The sequence below is a fragment of the Sphingopyxis sp. EU05-FHT14B03 genome, assembly GCF_058790875.1.
Map to the genome: position 1 here is coordinate 664,755 of NZ_JBYTDC010000003.1, position 17,497 is coordinate 682,251.

General features: G+C 67.5%; 15 protein-coding genes. 4 read left to right on the forward strand and 11 right to left on the reverse strand.

The genetic code is table 11. The features are described 5' to 3' along the window. Positions 1–120 precede the first annotated feature (120 nt). Positions 121–2,490 (forward strand): TonB-dependent receptor, encoded by a 2,370-nt coding sequence (locus AC3WS4_RS19775; protein ID WP_187139613.1) that lies wholly within the window; start codon positions 121–123, stop codon positions 2,488–2,490. 453 nt (positions 2,491–2,943) lie between these two features. On the opposite strand, the gene AC3WS4_RS19780 is transcribed toward AC3WS4_RS19775, so the two are convergent. Continuing rightward, the gene (locus AC3WS4_RS19780) at positions 2,944–3,321 is read right to left on the reverse strand and encodes a VOC family protein (RefSeq protein ID WP_187139614.1); all 378 of its coding nucleotides are present in this window, start codon (positions 3,319–3,321) and stop codon (positions 2,944–2,946) included. A 184-nt stretch (positions 3,322–3,505) separates the two neighbouring features. Between AC3WS4_RS19780 and AC3WS4_RS19785 the strand changes: the two genes are divergently transcribed. Next, positions 3,506–4,045: a winged helix-turn-helix transcriptional regulator gene (locus AC3WS4_RS19785; RefSeq protein ID WP_492737630.1), complete on the forward strand. Its 540-nt coding sequence runs from the start codon at positions 3,506–3,508 to the stop codon at positions 4,043–4,045. A 79-nt stretch (positions 4,046–4,124) separates the two neighbouring features. Here AC3WS4_RS19785 and AC3WS4_RS19790 read toward each other — a convergent pair whose 3' ends face one another. The 4 genes from AC3WS4_RS19790 to AC3WS4_RS19805 all read right to left on the reverse strand — a co-directional run bounded on the left by AC3WS4_RS19790 (position 4,125) and on the right by AC3WS4_RS19805 (position 7,633). Then, positions 4,125–5,711, reverse strand: coding sequence for a GMC family oxidoreductase (locus AC3WS4_RS19790; protein WP_492737633.1), 1,587 nt, complete (start codon positions 5,709–5,711; stop codon positions 4,125–4,127). A gap of 176 nt (positions 5,712–5,887) precedes the next feature. Next, positions 5,888–6,802, reverse strand: a complete 915-nt coding sequence (locus AC3WS4_RS19795) for a sterol desaturase family protein (protein ID WP_492737635.1) — start codon at positions 6,800–6,802, stop codon at positions 5,888–5,890. Then, positions 6,795–7,202, reverse strand: coding sequence for a hypothetical protein (locus AC3WS4_RS19800; RefSeq protein WP_187139618.1), 408 nt, complete (start codon positions 7,200–7,202; stop codon positions 6,795–6,797). The genes AC3WS4_RS19795 and AC3WS4_RS19800 overlap by 8 nt, the downstream gene beginning before the upstream one ends. Then, the gene (locus AC3WS4_RS19805) at positions 7,199–7,633 is read right to left on the reverse strand and encodes a TIGR01244 family sulfur transferase (RefSeq protein ID WP_492737637.1); all 435 of its coding nucleotides are present in this window, start codon (positions 7,631–7,633) and stop codon (positions 7,199–7,201) included. Before AC3WS4_RS19805 ends, AC3WS4_RS19800 begins: the two co-directional genes overlap by 4 nt. Before the next feature lie 91 nt (positions 7,634–7,724). Here AC3WS4_RS19805 and AC3WS4_RS19810 point away from each other — a divergent pair, with 91 nt between their 5' ends. After that, on the forward strand, positions 7,725–8,366 hold the full coding sequence (locus AC3WS4_RS19810) for a GNAT family N-acetyltransferase (RefSeq protein WP_492737639.1): 642 nt from the start codon (positions 7,725–7,727) through the stop codon (positions 8,364–8,366). A 121-nt stretch (positions 8,367–8,487) separates the two neighbouring features. Here the strand turns inward: AC3WS4_RS19810 and AC3WS4_RS19815 are convergent, their stop codons facing one another. From AC3WS4_RS19815 to AC3WS4_RS19840, 6 genes are all read right to left on the reverse strand, one after another. Continuing rightward, positions 8,488–9,315, reverse strand: a complete 828-nt coding sequence (locus AC3WS4_RS19815; RefSeq protein WP_492737641.1) for a sterol desaturase family protein — start codon at positions 9,313–9,315, stop codon at positions 8,488–8,490. 77 nt (positions 9,316–9,392) lie between these two features. Continuing rightward, complete coding sequence (locus AC3WS4_RS19820; RefSeq protein WP_492737643.1) at positions 9,393–10,457, reverse strand: AraC family transcriptional regulator; 1,065 nt, start codon at positions 10,455–10,457, stop codon at positions 9,393–9,395. 41 nt (positions 10,458–10,498) lie between these two features. Beyond that, positions 10,499–11,488 (reverse strand): hypothetical protein, encoded by a 990-nt coding sequence (locus AC3WS4_RS19825; RefSeq protein ID WP_492737645.1) that lies wholly within the window; start codon positions 11,486–11,488, stop codon positions 10,499–10,501. A 118-nt stretch (positions 11,489–11,606) separates the two neighbouring features. Next, entirely contained in the window at positions 11,607–13,382 is a 1,776-nt protein-coding gene (gene recQ / locus AC3WS4_RS19830) for a DNA helicase RecQ (RefSeq protein ID WP_492737647.1), read from the reverse strand. A gap of 174 nt (positions 13,383–13,556) precedes the next feature. Further along, entirely contained in the window at positions 13,557–15,200 is a 1,644-nt protein-coding gene (locus tag AC3WS4_RS19835; protein WP_492737649.1) for a cation:proton antiporter domain-containing protein, read from the reverse strand. 70 nt (positions 15,201–15,270) lie between these two features. Next, complete coding sequence (locus AC3WS4_RS19840) at positions 15,271–17,295, reverse strand: putative bifunctional diguanylate cyclase/phosphodiesterase (protein ID WP_492742944.1); 2,025 nt, start codon at positions 17,293–17,295, stop codon at positions 15,271–15,273. Here AC3WS4_RS19840 and AC3WS4_RS19845 point away from each other — a divergent pair. Continuing rightward, positions 17,294–17,479: a hypothetical protein gene (locus tag AC3WS4_RS19845; protein ID WP_492737653.1), complete on the forward strand. Its 186-nt coding sequence runs from the start codon at positions 17,294–17,296 to the stop codon at positions 17,477–17,479. The genes AC3WS4_RS19840 and AC3WS4_RS19845 overlap by 2 nt on opposite strands. The last annotated feature ends 18 nt before the right edge of the window (positions 17,480–17,497 follow it).

A 17,497-nucleotide genomic window follows, 5' to 3' on the forward strand; every position in this document is an offset into this window, starting at 1 on the left:
CAGCGCGCCGACATTTTGTTACGCGCGATTCGGACCCCATTGCGCATTTGTGACAAGAGGCGCACTCCTCTCGCCGCGACGGGACAAGATAGTCCCGCGCTGCTCAGAGAGGAAAACATCATGCATGCTCGCACTATGCTGCTGGCCGGGCTTTCGACGCTCGCGCTGGCCAATTTCGTTACGCCCGCCGCCGCGCAGGACGCCGCCGCCGAGGAAGACGACAGCAACATCATCATCGTCACCGCGACCAAGCGCGACGCCAATCTTCAGGACATCCCCTTTTCGATCAACGCGCAGACCGCCGCCGACATCCAGAGGTCGGGGGCGGTGACGCTCGAGGATCTGTCGCGCAACGTCGCCGGCCTGTCGGTGCAGAACCTCGGCCCCGGCCAGAGCCAGGTGTCTGTCCGCGGCGTGTCGGCGGGACAGGTCGTGCGCGACCAGCCCGGCGTCAAGGAACAGGTCGGCGTCTATCTTGACGAAAGCGTCATCTCGCTCTCGCTCTTCACCCCCGACATCGACCTTTTCGACCTCAACCGCGTCGAAACGCTGCGCGGGCCGCAGGGCACGCTGTTCGGGTCGGGGTCGGTCGGCGGCACGATCCGCTACATCACCAACCAGCCCAAGCTCGGCGTGACCGAAGGCAGCGTCGAGGCGAACCTCAACCTCGTCGACGGCGACGATATCGGGGGTCATCTGAAAGGCGCGATCAACGTCCCGCTCGGCGACAAGGCGGCGGTGCGCGCGGTCGGCTATTACACGCGCTACGGCGGCTTCATCAACGCGGTCGGCCCCGCGGGCGGCAACGACGTCAACAGCGGCGAACGCTATGGCGGGCGCCTCGCGGTGACCTTCGAACCCGTCGACGACGTCACCATCACCCCGCGCATCGTCTATCAAAAGGTGACCGCCGACGGCTTCAACCGCCAGGACATCTATAATCTCTATGGCAACCGCTTCACCACCACGCGCCCGCAGGTGACCTATGACGAGCGCGAGCAATATCTGCTGCTGCGCGAAGCGTTCGAGGACAAGACGCTGATCGCCGACCTGGTGATGAACGCCAAGCTCGACGGCGTTTCGGTCACCTCGGTGACCAGCTACACCAACCGCGACATCCTCGTCAGCCGCGACGCGAGCGCGCTGACCGGTTCGGTCTCGGTCGACCTCGGTTTCCCGACCGCCGGGGTATTGCTGCCATCGGCCCTCGTCGACACCACCGACCTCAAGACCTTCACGCAGGAAGTCCGCCTCGCATCGGATTATGACAGCGCCTTCCAATGGGTGTTTGGCGGTTTCTATTCGAGCACCGACCGCTTCTATCGCCAGCGTCTGCCCACCCCCGGTTATGACGCCTTCACCGATGCGACGCTCGGCGCGGGCACCTCGGCGGCGGTCGCCAACGGCTTCCCCGCCAACTCGCCGTACAACGCCGACCTGCCCTATAAGATCAAGCAGCTCGCGATCTTCGGCGAAGGCACCTATTCGATCACCGACGCCTTCGACGTCACGGTCGGCGGCCGCTATTACGACTTCGTCGAGACGCGGCGCTTCGTCACCGGCGGGTTGTTCGCGAATGGCGACCGCCGCCGCGACAAGACGCGCTCGAACGGCATCAGTCCGCGCGTGCTGCTGAGCTACGACGTCGCCGACAATGTGTCGGTCAATGCACAGGCGTCGAAGGGTTTCCGCCTCGGCGGGGTCAACGATCCGCTCAACCTGCCGCTCTGCTCGCCGAGCGACGCGGCATTGTTCGGCGGCTTCCAGGACTATGATGACGAGACCTTGTGGAACTATGAAGTCGGCGTGAAGTCGAAGGGCCGCGGCTTCACCTTGAACACCGCCGCCTTCTACAACGACATCCGCAACCTCCAGGTCACGCTCGACGCCGGCAGCTGCTCGTCGCGCATCGTCTTCAACGTCCCCAAGGCGCATTCGATGGGGGTCGAGGTCGAGCTCGGGGTGAACCCGATCGACGGACTCGACCTCAACCTGTCGGGCAGCCTGATCGAGGCCGAGTTCGACACCACCCTGCCCGGCGTACTCGCCACCGCGACGGGCATCCGCGAAGGCAACCGCCTGCCCTCGGTTCCGAAGTTTCAGCTGTCGGCATCGGGCAGCTATGAATTCCCGGTCTCGGACAGCGCGTCGGCCTATCTCGCGGCGTCGTTCCAGCATGTCGGCGCGCGCTACACCCAGCCCGCGGATCAGGAAAACAACCCGCGCACCTTCGTCCACGGCCTGCCTTTCGGCGGCGCCCCGGCGAACGCCGCGACGACGGTCGACCTTGAACTGCCCGACTACCAGCTGGTCAATCTCAGCGCCGGGGTCGATTTCGAAAGCGGCCTGTCGCTCAGCGTCTATGTCAACAATCTGCTCGACGAAAACGCCCTGCTCTCGTTCGACCGCGAACGCGGCGGCCGGGCGCGCCTCGGCTATACCGTTGGTCAGCCGCGCACCTTCGGCATCACCGCGCGCCAGAGCTTCTAGACGATCGGGGCGGGTTGCCGTTCGCGGCGGCCCGCCTTCGCAGGCGCACAATAAATAGGCAGTGGTGATGCAAATTTAGGCCTTTCCATCATGACATTAATATGGCATTCAACCATCAAGAGTTTCAGGAGGGGAGAGCCTGAAAGGCTGGGCCGGGACGCAAGTCCCGGCCCTCTTTTTTTGTGCGCAGCATAAGCCATCGCGCAAAAGCCCGGAAAAGCGCGGTGCGGGATTTTGCTGCGCCGCAGCCGGCGCACGGGGCGGCTGCGAAAGCCCCCGATTCGCCGCGGCGGAATCCTCCCGAATAGCCAGCGCCCGCGTACCTGTCGCCGCACGCGTCGCGTTGCGGATTTCCGCTCGGACGAAAGAATGAGCGAGTCGGGCCCGGGCTTGAAGACGGACCCATCGCGACCCCCGCGGCAGCAATGCGGCGGGGGTTGCTCTATCGGGCGTTCAGCCGGCGCCCGCCTCGGACCGCGAAAACATGAAGGCATTACCGTCGGGGTCGTAGAAGGTGAGCAGCTTCACCAACCCCGGAATATGCTGGATATCGCCGTCCTGCCGTACCCCTTCGGCATCGAGATGCGCCTTCGCCGCCTCGATATCCTCGACCTCGAAGACGTTGGTCGCGCCGCCGCCTTGCACCACCGTCTCGACCTCGCTCAGCCCGATGTTCACGCCCGCCATCGGCGATTTGAGTTCGCACCAGCCGATCTCGTCGGCGCGGTAGAGCAATTCGCACAGCATCACCCGCTCGTACCAGGCGATCGACGCGGTCATGTCCTTGACCCCCATCGAACAGGTGAGTTCGGACCCGATCTTCAACGCCATTGTCATTTCTCCCTATCTGGCCAGGACTTCGTCATTGCGAGCGAAGCGAAGCAATCCAGGGCGACTGACGCCCGCTCTGGATTGCCGCGTCGCTTGCGGCTCCTCGCAATGACGGTCCCTATGAATTGGAACCCAAGACCCAATCCGCTTGCTTCGATAGTCTGATTTGTATAGTTACTAGCTAATGCCGTCAAGCGTTCCCGATCCCCTGCTCGCGCAGCTGACCCGCCACCGCTGGCTGGTCCCGCTGCTCGCCGATCTCGCCGCGCACCGCGGCGCGCGGTTCGTCGAACTGGTGAACCGGCTCGCGCTCGCGCGCGACAGCCTGACGCGCACGCTTGAGGCGGCGGCGGCGATCGGCTGGGTGCAGCGCAATCCCGGCCACGGCCACCCGCTGCGCCCCGAATATATCCTCACCGAAAGCGGGGCCGCCGCCGCACTGCGCGCCGCGACGATCGCACAGGCGCAGACGGCAATCGGCCTGCCGCCCGGCGCGGCGACGCGCTGGGGGCTGCCGCTGGTCGCCGGCATCGACGCCGGGCACGCCCGCTTCAACGCGCTGTCGCGGCTGCTCGCCCCCGCGACCCCGCGCGCGCTGTCGCAGGGACTGACGGCGCTCGGCAAGCATGGGCTGGTCGTGCGCGAGGTGGTCGACGGACGGCCGCCGAGCAGTCTCTATGGGCTGACGGAGACGGGGCGGGTGCTGGCGGAGGCTTGCGCTTAGCGCTCCCGTTCCCCGGCGAAAGCCGGGGCCCATGCGACGCCGCGCCAGCTCTCCGGGTCCCGGCTTTCGCCGGGGAACGTCAGGCCAAAGCCGCCTTCACGAAATCCGCCGCGCGTTCGCCGATCATGATGCTCGGCGCATTGGTGTTGCCGCTGACCAGCCGCGGCATGATGCTCGCATCGGCGACCCACAGCGCGTCGAGGCCCTTCGCCTTCAGCGTCGGGTCGACCACCGAAGCATCGTCGCTGCCCATGCGGCACGTCCCGACCGGATGATAGACGGTGTCGGCTCGGCTACGGATCAGCGCGTCGAGCGCGGCATCGTCGGCGAGGTCCACCGGATGCCGGTCGGCGCCGGCATAGTCCGACAGCGGCGGCGCGGCGGCGATGCGGTGCATCATCCGCACCCCGGCGCGGAGCGTCGCCATGTCACGGTCGTCGGTCAGGAAGCCCGGATCGATCGCGGGCGCGGCGGCGGCGTCCGGTGATGCGAGGCGCACCGTGCCGCGGCTCTCCGGGCGGAGCACGCAAGCGTGGATCGAAAAGCCATGCCCCTTGACCTTGGTCCGGCCATGGTCCTCGAGCATCGCGGGCACGAAATGATATTGGATATCGGGCGCGGGCAGGTCGGGGTGCGATTTCCAGAAGCCGCCCGCTTCGGCGAAGCAGGTCGTCATGATGCCGGTGCGTTTCAGCCGGTGCTCGACAATCGCCTTGAGCATCCGCCAGCTGCCACCGAGGCTGTCGCCGAAGGGATCGGTCGAGCGCGTCTCCCAACTCGACACATAATCGATATGATCCTGCAGGTCTGCACCCACCGAGGCGCGTTCGGCGACCACATCGACGCCCTGCTCCTGCAGATGCGCGCCCGGCCCGATCCCTGACAGCATCAGGATCTGCGGGCTGTTGAACGCCCCCGCCGACAATATCACCCCGCCCCGCGCGCGCAGGGTCTCCTGCCGGCCGCCGCGCCGGATCACGACCCCGGTCGCGCGCCCGTCCTCGACAAGGATTTTCTCGACCAGCGCCTTGGTGCGAATGTCGAGATTGGCGCGCCCGCGCAGCGGTTCGACATAGGCGCGCGCCGCCGACCAGCGCTCGCCTGCCTTTTGCGTCGTCTGATAAAGGCCGAACCCCTCGTTATTCGGTCCGTTGAAATCGGCGGTGCGCGGCAGTTGCAGCGCCGCCGCGCTTTCGACGAAGCGCCGGCTCGTCACATTGGGCCAGCGCTGGTCCATGACATTGAGCGGCCCGTCGCCGCCGTGGAAATCATCCGCCCCGCGCTCATTGCCCTCGCTGCGTTTGAAATATGGCAGCACGTCGGCATAGCTCCAGCCGGTCGCGCCGAGCGCCTCCCACTGGTCGTAATCGAACTGGTGGCCGCGGATATAGACCATCGCGTTGATCGCGCTCGACCCGCCGAGGCCGCGCCCGCGCGGCTGATATCCGATGCGGCCGTTCAGCCCCTTTTGCGCAACGGTGTCGTAGCGATAGTTCGACGCCTCGGGGATGAAGGGCATGAAGCCCGGTGTCTTGACGCGAATGATATCGTTCGTGCCGCCCGCCTCGACCAGACACACGCTGCGCGTGCCGTCCTCGGCCAGCCGCCCCGCCGCCGCACTCCCCGCGCTGCCGCCGCCGATGACGATGATGTCGAACTGATCCATATACCGCTCCCCTCGCGCCGCCTGCGGGCGGTCGCCGGGTGCTTACATGAATGTCATTAACGGGCGAAGCAAGACCCTAGTCGTCACGCCCGCGCAGGCGGGGACCGCTGGAAGTTTACGCCTTCGTCGATGACCAAGACCGCCAATGGCCCCCGCCTTCGCGGGGGCGACGATGCCTACTCCGCCGGCTCTTCCACCGGCCGCCCCGCCGCCCAGCGTTCCTTGATCATCGCGCTCGTCGCGCGGCTGCCGTCGTGGCTCCAGCCGGGCTCGCGCCACATGTAGCTGAGCTTGTGTTTCCACGGCGCGTGCCAGACATCCTTGGCGATGCCGACCCATTCATGGACCGCGGCCCACAGGATGTTGAAGCTGCCGAGCTGCTTGACGATGCCGTAACGCACCGGCTCGTCGTCGCGTTCGGCAACGAAGCTGCCGAACATCTTGTCCCAGATGATGAACACGCCGGCATAGTTCGCGTCGAGGTAACGCGGGTTGACGCCGTGATGGACGCGGTGGTGCGACGGGGTGTTCATCACCGCCTCGAACCAGCGCGGCATCCGCCCGATCGCCTCGGTATGGATCCAGAACTGGTAGATCAGGTTCAGCCCCGCGCAGAAGAACACCATCGCGGGCGGAAAGCCGATCAAAAACAAAGGCAGGCGGAAGAGGAAGGTCAGGCTGAAAAAGCCCGTCCATGTCTGCCGCAGCGCGGTCGACAGATTATAATGCTGCGAGCTGTGGTGGATGACATGGCTCGCCCAGAACCAGCGGACGCGGTGGGCGCTGCGGTGGAAGGCATAATAAGCCAGATCGTCGAGGAAGAAGCAGAGGATCCACGCCCACCACCAGCTGCTGAATTCGAGGCCGATGTCGAACAGGTGGAACTGATACACCCACACCGACATGCCGACGACCGCCGCACCGACGAGCGCACCCGCGACCTGGCTGACCGTACCGAGCATAAGCGAGGTCAGCGTGTCGCGCGCTTCGTAGCGGCTCTTGTCGCGGCGCAGCGAAACGATCATCTCGGCGATCAGCAGCAGGATGAAGGCGGGCACCGCATAGACGACGGGATCGGGAAGCTTATCCACGGGCGATCTCGCGCATCCGGCTGGCCCACATCCCCGCGTCCTTCCCCAATTGCAGCGTCACCGTCCCGAAAGTGCGTTCGGGCATCGTCAGGATCAGAAAGTCCTTGTCGAGCCGCCCGGTCACGCTGGCGTCGATCGGGCGCGCCGCGAAATGATTGCCATGCGCGCGGACCAGCATCTGGCGCCCCCCGGCATCGCGGACGATCGCCGCGAAACCCGCCCGGTCACGCGCGACCTCGACGCCCCTGAACCCCGCCTCGGCCTCTTCGGCGAGGCGGATCGCATGCGCCTCGTCCGCAATGCGCGGATCGGCGCCCAGTCCCATGGCCTTGACCAGCCAGGCGACGAACAGCACCGCGACCAGCGAAGCGCCCAACTGGATGAGGTCCGCCAGCGTCATTTGTCGCCCGCGAGCGCGTCCATCATCGGCCGCAGCCCGCTCAGGTCATACCCCGCATTCGCCGCTGCCTCGACGATGGCATCGACGTCGTCGCCGGCGCGCGCGCGGGTCAGCGCCCACAGATGCGTCGATCGCGTGCCCGAGCGGCAATAAGCGAGGACCGGCCCCGTCGCATCGCCGAGCAAGGTGTCGAGCGCGTCGAGCTGCGGATGGCTGAAGCCCGCATGGCCGACCGGGATAGCGGCATAGGCCAGCCCCTCGGCCGCCGCGGCATGCGCGATATCGTCGCCCTGCGGTGCCGAGGGCTCCTCGCCGTCGGGCCGGTTGTTGACGATCATCGCGAAGCCCGCGGCCTTGGCCTCGGCCACGTCCTCGAGTGTAATCTGGGGGGCGACGCTATAGTCGGCGGACAGGGTTCGAAAATCGCTCATGGCGCCGATCTACTCCCGCCGCCCGCTCGCTGACAAGCGGGAAGCTGCGTTGCCGCTTTCCTTGCCCGGCGCTTTACCTATGGTCGATGCCATGGACGATCATTTCACATGGGCCTTCGGCTATTGCGCGGCGCGCGGCTTTGGCGATCCGGTTGCCGCGACCACCCCTCCGGCGCTGTGGTTCGATGTCGGCAAGCCCGATCAGGCCGGCCGCTTCATTCTGGGGAATGTGTCGGGGGAGGCGGCCGCCGATGCGTTCGCCGCTGTCGCGGCGTCCCATATCTATGTCGACATTGCCGCGCCGCGCGACGCCATTCTCCCCCATATTCCGCCGCGCTGGCAGCCGCGCGACGCGATGTGGCTGATGGCGACCGACGCCCTCATGCCGGCGGCACTGCCCACGCCCGGCTTTGCGATCGAAGTCGATGAAAGCACCGACCGTTTCGAGGCGGTGGCCAGGCATGGCGACGGGTCGCTCGCCGCGCGCGGCGTTCTCGGCATCCATGGCCGCACCGCCGTCTATGACCAGATCGTCACCGAAGCGGCGTTCGCTCGCCGCGGGCTCGGCTCGGCGATCATGGCCGAACTCGGTCGCCGCGCCGTTGCCCGCGGCGTCACCACATGCCTGCTGGTCGCCACCGCCGACGGCAAGGCGCTTTACGAACGGCTCGGTTGGACGCTGCGCAGCGACATCGTCTCGGTCATCTCGCCACCGGGGCGTCCCCACCCATAGCCCGAAAGGCGCGAAAGCCTGGGGACGCGATCCGCGCCCCCAGGCTCCCTGAAGCAGGCCCGCCTTGCGGGAGGCCCACTGCCTTCTCCCCGAACCCCTCGCCCGGGAAGGCGGTTTCGGTTCAGGCGGCCACCGCTGTTGCGCCTGAGTCGGCGGGTTTCGCGCCCACCGCGCGGTCGCCGGCCACCACCTCGGCAAAACGCTCGGCATAACGCGGGTGCTCGGTCCCCATCATCTTGTCCCACCAGGTGAAATAGAGCCCGTAATTCTTGTTGAAGCCGCCATTGTGGTGGAGGTCGTGGTGCGTCGTGGTGTTGATCCAGCGCGTCCACGGCGTCGACAGCCACCAGCGCGGGTGGAGCTCGAACCCGGCATGCCCCATCGCGTTGCGCAGGATCTGGAACAGGATCCAGCTCAGCATCACCCAGCCCGGGGTCGGCACGAAGAAGAGCCAGATCGGCACGAAGGCGATCATCACGAACGCCTCGGGAATCGCGAAACTGTACGCCGCCCAAGGCGTCGGGGTGATCGAGCGGTGATGCGCGCGGTGGAAGGCCTTGAACAACTTGGGATGATGCATCGCGCGGTGCACCCAATAGAAATAGGCGTCGTGGGCGACGATGATCGCCGCGAGCAGCGCGAGGTCGCCGGCCCAGCCATAGCTGCCCTCAAACCGGTGCAGCACCCCGACATCGACGCCCCAGATGATGAACGCCGACACGACGGTATAGACCGCGACGGTCTGCACCGACTGCGCGAATTCGCGGCGCCTGTCGGCCATCGTCGCCTCGCGCGCCTGGATCTTGCGAGTCCTGAGGCTGCTCCGCCGCAATCCCCAGACGATCGCCGCGACCAGCGCGGCGGCGACCAGGTAGCGACCGAAGTCGAAGGCGAAGACGACCGGCCCTTTGTGGACCAGATTGGCGAGCGGCGGAAAGGCGTCGAGCATCGGGGCATCCTGTCTGGATTGGATGCCCGCCTTTCAGCACGGCAGCAGATGCCCCGCTCCCCGATGTCGGAAAATGGCTAGCCGATTCCGGAATCGGCGAGTCGGACGCTGCGATATTCGCTCGGCGTCATCGCCTCGGCGTCGCGGAACGCGCGGTTGAACGGCCCGAGCGAGCCGAAACCCGCGTCGAGCGCGATCGTCAGGATCGGCACCTCGCGCTGTGCCGGGTCGGCGAGCGCGGCGCGGACCTCGTCGAGCCGGAAGCCGTTCAGGAAGGCGGTGAAGTTGCGATAGCCCATCTCGCCGTTGATCGCGCGCCGCACGCGATATTCGGGCTCGCCGAGTCCTGCCGCGAGCATCGCGATCGAAAAGCCCTCGGCGCGATAGGCGCGCTCCTCGGCCATCACCGCGCGAAGTCGCTGCGCCAGCGGCGACGGCGCAGCGGGCGGCGCGACCGCATCGGGTTCGGCGCGCGCATCGGGACCCGCGAACAGTTCGGCGGCGCGAAACCGGTACAGCCCGACCGAGACGATGAAGGTCGCAACGAAGATCGCGACCAGCGTCACCGACCGGCCGAGGTCATGGCTCATGTCGCGATTGCGGAACATCTCGACAAAGGTGACGAGCAGGATGAAGCCGCCGATCGCCCCGACGACGCCGAGGCGGAAGGCCCGCCGCGCTTCGATCAAATCATTGGCGCGCCCGCGCCACGCGATCCACATGCCCGCCACCGCGAAACCGAACATGCCGATCCGTACCAGCACCCATATCTCCCAGCTGAACCGGCCGGTCCCGGCGATCAGCACGGCCTGGATCAGCGGCAGCGCGCCGAACGCGAGCACCAGCAGCCAGCTGCGCCGGCCGATCCGTTGCCGGTCGTCGAACCACAGCCGCGCAAACAGCCAGAACAGCGCCGGCACCATCACCGACAGGGCATCGCACAAAATATAGGGAAAGCGCGCCGGCTGATCGGGATTCAAGACGCGCGCCAGCAGATAGGCGATGATCGCGACGTTCATCGCGATCGCGACCCGCGCCGACAGGACGGCCCGATGGTCGCGCACCAAAATTGCGATCCACAGCGCGAACAGTGCAATCGCGCCGCCGCGAATCATCGGGTCGATTATGTCCAGCGCCGCCATCGCCGTCTGCTAGCTCACGGCGCGCGGCGGCGCCACCGTGCCTAGCCGTCGGGATATTGGTCGATGCAGGTCTGCATTTCGGCCCACAGCCCGCCTGCGGCGGCAAGCTGGACCACCCCCATTTCCTTGCCGAGCACCTTGACCTGCATCGTCCGGCCGGCCTTCAGAGTCGGCCAATAATATTCCTGCAGCGCCCCCAGCTTGTAATCGGTCGCGCCGTCCTCGGTCGCGCCATAGATGAAGCGCGCGGCCACCGCGCCATCGACGAAGATCGCGGTGCCCGGGAAATTGGCGTAGGTGACGCCGGGATCGAACCGATCGCGCGGATTGCCTTCGGCATCCTCGCCGGCACTCGCGCCCTTCTCGTGCTGCGCCGACAGCGCCTCGGATTTGCCTTCGTCGATGCGTGGCAGCGCCTTGCCGCTCAGCCAGATATTGCCATCGTTGAAATTGGTGAAGCGCAGCGCGAGCGTCAGATCCTTCGCCAGCGCCCGCGTCGCGATGCAGCTGTTGCCGCGCGACTGAAAGGTCCAGCCGTCGCCGAAGCTCAAATCCTTGCGCGGGATCGGCGGCGGTTCCCTGCCCTGCCGTTCCAGCGCGGCGCCGTCCGCGAATTTTTCGGGTGCCGCGAGCGCGAGCAGTTCGGCCATGTCGCGATAGGCGTCGAGATGGGCGCGGCGCAGCTTGTCGCACGCGGTCATGCGGCCGATCAGGTGATCGGCCCGCGCGCTGCCTTCGGCGGGCTGCGCGACCACGGCTTCGCCCTCTTCCTTGTGCACCCTATCGAAGGCGGCGGTCTGCTCGGCGTCGCTCAACGCCGATCGGTCGCTGGCGAGCGCGAACCAGGTCAGCGCCATCGCCTCGCGCGTCCGCACCGCTTCGGCATCGCCCTCGACGAGCACCCCCATCAGGCTGTTGAGCACCCCGCAACGCGCCGCGTCGCCATAGGCGACCGGTGTTTCCTCGGCGGCGGCGGCGGCGGGGACGGCGAGCAACAGGGCGGGAAGGATCGGCAGGGCATAGCGCAGCATGGCAGGCTCCATCGGCCGCGACCCTGCGCGCCTGATGCGGCGGTCGCGGGTCCCTGTCAATCGTGATGGGATCGGGCCGAGAGGCCGGTTTCGATTTGCCTGGCGCGCGGCGCGCGGATCAAAACTGCCTGATCACCGCCAGAAACGCATCGCCCCACGCCTCGAGCTTTTTGGCACCGACTCCCGGGATCGCCCCCATCGCGTGCAAAGTGCCGGGCTTTTCGGTCGCCATCGCGCGCAGCACCGCGTCGTGGAACACGACATAGGGCGGCACCCCCGCCTCGGCCGCGAGTTCGCGCCGGACGCTGCGCAGCGCGTCGAACAGCGGGTCGCCGACCGGGTTCGGCGCCCCGCCCGCGCCGCCGCGCTCGCGCCGCGTGCGTTTCACCGGCGGTTCGGCCATCAGCACCTCGGCCTCGCCCTTCAGCACCGGGCGCGCCGCTGGGCCGAGCATCAGCCCGCCATGTTCGGTCGTGGCGAGCGCCTCGCGCGCCATCAGGCTGCGCACCAGCGGCTTGATCAGCCGCGCCTCCTCGCCCGCGACGATGCCGAACACCGACAATTTGTCGTGGCCCCGGCTGACGATCCGTTCGTCGCTACGCCCCGTCAGCACCGCCTCGACATGGCCGATGCCGAAGCTCTGCCCGGTGCGATACACCGCCGAGAGCAATTTGCGCGCCAGTTCGGTCGCGTCGATCCGGCTCGGCGGTTCGAGGCAATTGTCGCAATTGCCGCAGCGCTCGGGCGGGTCCTCGCCGAAATGGCGGAGCAGCAGGGCGCGGCGGCACGCCGGTGTCTCGACCAGCGCACCAAGCGCGTTCAGGCGTGCCCGCTCGCCCGCGACGCGCGCCTCGGGCAGTTCGTCCAATCGCGACCGCGCCATCGCGAAGTCGGTCGCCCCCCACAGCATCAGCGCCTCGGCGGGGTCGCCGTCGCGGCCGGCGCGGCCGGTTTCCTGATAATAGGCCTCGATCGATTTCGGCAGCCCGGCATGCGCGACGAAGCGCACGTCGGGCTTGTCGATCCCCATGCCGAAGGCGACCGTCGCGGTGACGATGCCGTCCTCCGACGCGACGAAATCATGCTGGACGCGCGCGCGGATTTCGGGATCGAGCCCGGCGTGATAGGCCGCGACCTTGCGCCCGGTAGCGGCAGCGAGCTGGCTCGCCAGCTTCTCGGTCCCGCTGCGCGTCGGGCAATAGACGATGCCGGGGCCCGGGTTGGCGGTGATGAAATCGGTGAGCTGGCGCGCCGGGGTGACGCGCCCGCGCATCGCATAGCGGATGTTCGGCCGGTCGAACCCCGCGAGGATCAGTCCGCCCGCCGGGATGCCGAGCTGGACGAGGATATCCTCGCGCGTATGCTTGTCGGCTGTCGCGGTCAGCGCGAGCCGCGGCACCGCCGGGAAAGCGTCGAGCAAGGGCCGCAGCAGACGGTAGTCGGGGCGGAAATCATGCCCCCATTCGCTGACGCAATGCGCCTCGTCGATCGCGAACAGCGCCGGACTGCGCGCCTCGAGCAGCGCGCGAAACCCCTCGCCGGTCGCGCGTTCGGGCGCCACATAAAGCAGGTCGAGGTCGCCGTCGCGATAGCGCTGCCGCGTCTCGGCGAAATCGGCATCGACGCTGGTCAGCGCCGCCGCGCGGATTCCCGCCGCCCGCGCCCCGCGCAGTTGGTCGTGCATCAGCGCGATCAGCGGCGACACGACGACGACGCAGCCGGGCAGCGCGACCGCGGGCAGCTGATAGGTCAGCGACTTGCCCGCGCCGGTCGGCATCACCGCGAGCGTGCGCTCGCCCGCCATGACGCGGTCGACGACTTCGCCCTGACGGCCACGGAAATGGTCGAAGCCGAAGGTCGATTTCAGGAGGGGGAGCAGCGCGTCGGCGGTCATGCCGGGGCGATAGGAAGTTTGGGGGAGTGGGGGAAGCCCCGACCTCCTCAATATCGGGATCGATCCTCAAATATCGTCATCCCCGCGAAAGCGGGGACCCAGTGCGTAAGTCGACTTACCCCTCACTGGGTCCCCGCTTTCGCGGGGATGACAAAGGTAGGATGAGACGCGAAGCTAAGCCCGCGCCAGCATCGCCCGTTCGGCCATCCGCGACGCGGTCTCGCGTTCGGCCATCACGACATGGTCGGCGCCGCGCCGCACCAGGTCGGTCACCTCCTCGTCCGAATGCGCGCGCGCGACGATCAGCAGCTTCGGATTGATCGCTCGCGCGCGGCGCACGATCGCCCCCGCCTCGACCCCCTCGGGGATCGCGATCAGCAGGGTCGAGGCGTCCTCGATCCCCGCCTGCCGCAGGATGCTTTCCTTGGTTGCGTCGCCGACGATCACCGTCGCCCCGGCCTGCTTCGCCGCCGCCGCCATGTCCTTCTGGTCCTCGATCACCGTCAGCCCCTCGCCGCGGCCGCAGATCAGCGAGCCGATATGGCTGCCGACGCGGCCATATCCGATCAGCACCACCCCGGCGTTGCACGGCGCGGGCGCCGCTTCGGCCTCGACCGGCTCCTCCGCCGCATCGGGCTGCTCGGCGCGGATCCGCCGCACCGCGAGGCTAAACAGGATCGGATTGAACAGGATCGACAGCAGCGCCCCCGCCAATATCAGGTCGCGCCCGGTTTCGGGCAGCACCTCGAGCCCGACCCCCAGTCCCGCGAGGATGAAGGAGAATTCGCCGATCTGCGCCAGGCTGACCGATACGGTCAGCGCGGTTCGCGAATCATGGCCGAAGGCGCGGACGAGCGCATAGGCGGCGACCGATTTGCCGATGACGATGATCGCGACCGTCGCGATCACCGGCCCCGGCTGCTCGATCAGCACCTTGGGGTCAAAGAGCATGCCGACCGATACGAAGAACAGCACCGCAAACGCGTCGCGCAGCGGCAGCGTTTCCTCGGCGGCGCGGCGCGACAGCTGCGTCTCGCCGAGGATCATGCCGGCAAAGAAGGCGCCGAGCGCAAAGCTCACGTCGAAAATCACCGCCGCGCCGAACGCGACCCCTAGCGCGATCGCCAGCACCGCGAGCCGGAACAGCTCGCGCGATCCCGAATGCGCGACCCAGTGCAGCACCCAGGGCAGCACCCGCCGCGCGATCACGAACATGAAGGCGGCGAAACCGACGACCTTGACCAGCACGATCGCCGCCGATTGCAGCAGCCCCGCGCTCGTTCCCTCGTCGCCGCGCGCCCCGAACATCGCGGGCAGCAGCACCAGCGCGAGCACCATGACGAGGTCCTCGACGATCAGCCAGCCGACCGCGATCCGTCCCTTTTCGGTCTCGACCATGTCGCGCGCCTGCAACGCGCGCAGCAGCACTACCGTCGAGGCGACCGACAGCGCGAGGCCGAAGACCACGCTGCCCTCGATCGACCAGCCGAGCCACAGCCCGAGCATCATCCCCAGCGCGGTCGCCACCGCGATCTGCAGCACCGCCCCCGGCACCGCGATCTTGCGCACCGACAACAGGTCTTTCAGCGAAAAATGCAGGCCGACCCCGAACATCAGCAGGATCACGCCGATCTCGGCGAGCTGCATCGCAAGCCCGGTGTCGGCAACGAAACCCGGGGTGAACGGCCCGACCATCACCCCGGCGAGCAGATAGCCCGCGATCGGCGAAATGCGCAGCCGGTGCGCCAGCGCGCCCATCAAAAAGGCGACCCCCAAGCCCGCGACCACGGTTCCGATCAAAGAAGTGTCGTGCGGCATGCTCCTTGCGTACGGGGCGCGGGCACGGCGGGTCAAGTTGTGCGGCGCAAAAAACGTGACGGGCGACCCGTCAGGCGGCCTGTGCGCCCACGCCTCCGCCCGCATCTGCCAGCGCGACCCCGCGGCCCGGGCGGCCGATCAGGAAACCCTGCGCCTCGTCGCAGCCCTCGCGGCGCAGCACCTCGAGCTGTTCGCGCGTCTCGATCCCCTCCGCCAGGATCGGGATCGACAGGCTTTTGCCCAGCGCCAGCACCGCTCGCAAAATCGCCGTCGACTGGATATTGCCTTCCAACTCGGCGGCGAAGAAGCGGTCGAGCTTGATCTTGTCGAACGGAAAGGCGCGCAGCGTTTCGAGCGACGAATAGCCGGTGCCGAAATCGTCGAGCGCGACCCCGATGCCCAGCGCCTTGATCTGGCGCAGCACGTGCAGCGCGCGGTCGCGGTCGGCGATGATCGCGGTCTCGGTCAGCTCGATCTCCAGCCGCCGCGGCGGCAGGCCGGTATCGATCAGCACCTGGTGGAACAGGCGCGGCAGGTCGGCGTGCGCCAGCTGCAGCGGCGACACATTGACCGCGACCTTCGACTGGTGCGGCCAGGCCGCCGCATCGGCGCAGGCGCGGCGCAGCACCCATTCGCCGAGCGCGAGGATGAAGCCGTTCGATTCGGCGATCGGAATGAACACCGCGGGCGGGATCGCGCCGCGTTGCGGATGGGTCCAGCGCAGCAGCGCCTCATAGCCGGTGACCGCCCCGCTCGTGACCGAGGTCTGGACCTGGTAATGGGCGTCGAGTTCGTCGCGGTCGATCGCGCGGCGCAGGTCGGCGGCGAGTTCGCGCTGGTCGCGGATCGCCTCATCGAGCTGCGAATCATAATGGCACGGTACCGGCGCGGCGTCGGCCTTGGCGCGGTACATCGCGAGGTCGGCATTGTTCGCCAGCACCTCGGCGGTCGCGGCATCGTCGGGGAAGACCGCGATGCCGATGCTCGCGCCCAGCCGCGCCTCGAAATCCGCCAGAATCAGCGGCGCCTTCAGCTCGGCATCGAGCCGCGCCGCGAACGCCGTCAGCTGCGCGCGATCGGTAAAGCGCGTCAGTGCGACAAACTCGTCGCCGCCCAGCCGCGCGACAAATTCATTATGGCCGAGCGCATCGCGCATCCGCTGCGCGATCCGCGCGAGCACCTCGTCGCCGGCCTTGTGGCCGTGGACGTCGTTGATTTCCTTGAAGCGGTCGAGGTCGATCGCGCAGAGACCGACGCGCTCGCCATTGACGATCGCGGCGCCGATCTGCCGCGCCAGTTCGGCGCGAAAGGCGGTACGGTTGGGCAGGCCGGTCAGCGCGTCGTTCATCGCCATATGGGTCAGCTCGCGCATCGCCTCCGAGCGCGTCTGCCGGTCGAGCATCGCGGCGAACACGCCGGCGGCGATCACGATGCCGCCGACCAGCACCGTCGCAAGCGCCAGCGCATTGAACTCGGCCGGGCGCAGCGGTGTTTGGTCGAGCGCCATCGGGGTGATGCGCATCGCCGTCATCGCGAGGAAGTGGAGCGAGGCGATCGCGAGCACGATCAGCGTCGTGGCGAGCAGGACGCGATGGCGCATCGCCCGCTGCGTGCGCAGCACGGTCAGCGCGGCTGCGGCGAAGACCATGCCGCTGATCACCGCGGCGGCGATATAATTCTGGTCCCAGGCGACGATGCCGTCGACGCGATAGGCGGTCATGCCGGTAAAATGCATCGCGGCGATCGCGCCGCCGAACAGCGCGCCGCCGATCGCGCCAAAAATATCGTCGCGGCCCCACGCGGCGACCGCGAAACCGATGAACGATCCGACTATCGCGACCATCAGCGAGGCGATCGTCAACACCGGATCGAGGGTGACGGGGGCTTTCGCTTCAAAGGCGAGCATCGCGACGAAATGGGTGCACCAGATCGTCGCGCTGGCCGCGACGGCGACGAGGAACGCCCAGGCGATCCCCTGCGCCCGCTCCGCATCGCGCGCGCGTTCGAACATCTGTACGATGGCAAAGGCACCGACGCCGCAGATCGCGACGGCGAGCGCAACGAGCCACGGATCGTGCTCGATCGCGATGCACATGGCCAGCCTGATCAAAATCCCCACCTTCCGCCGCAAGCGCCGCCGGACAGGCGGGACGATTGCTGCCGAAATGGCGGTAATTGCTTACAAATTTGTAAATATTGTTGACGGTGGGGCGCCGATTTCAGGACAGGTCAGCCCGTACGCCTTTGAGCATGGCCTGTTCCCCGCGACTCCGCTATGAGACCTTATATCGCACGAT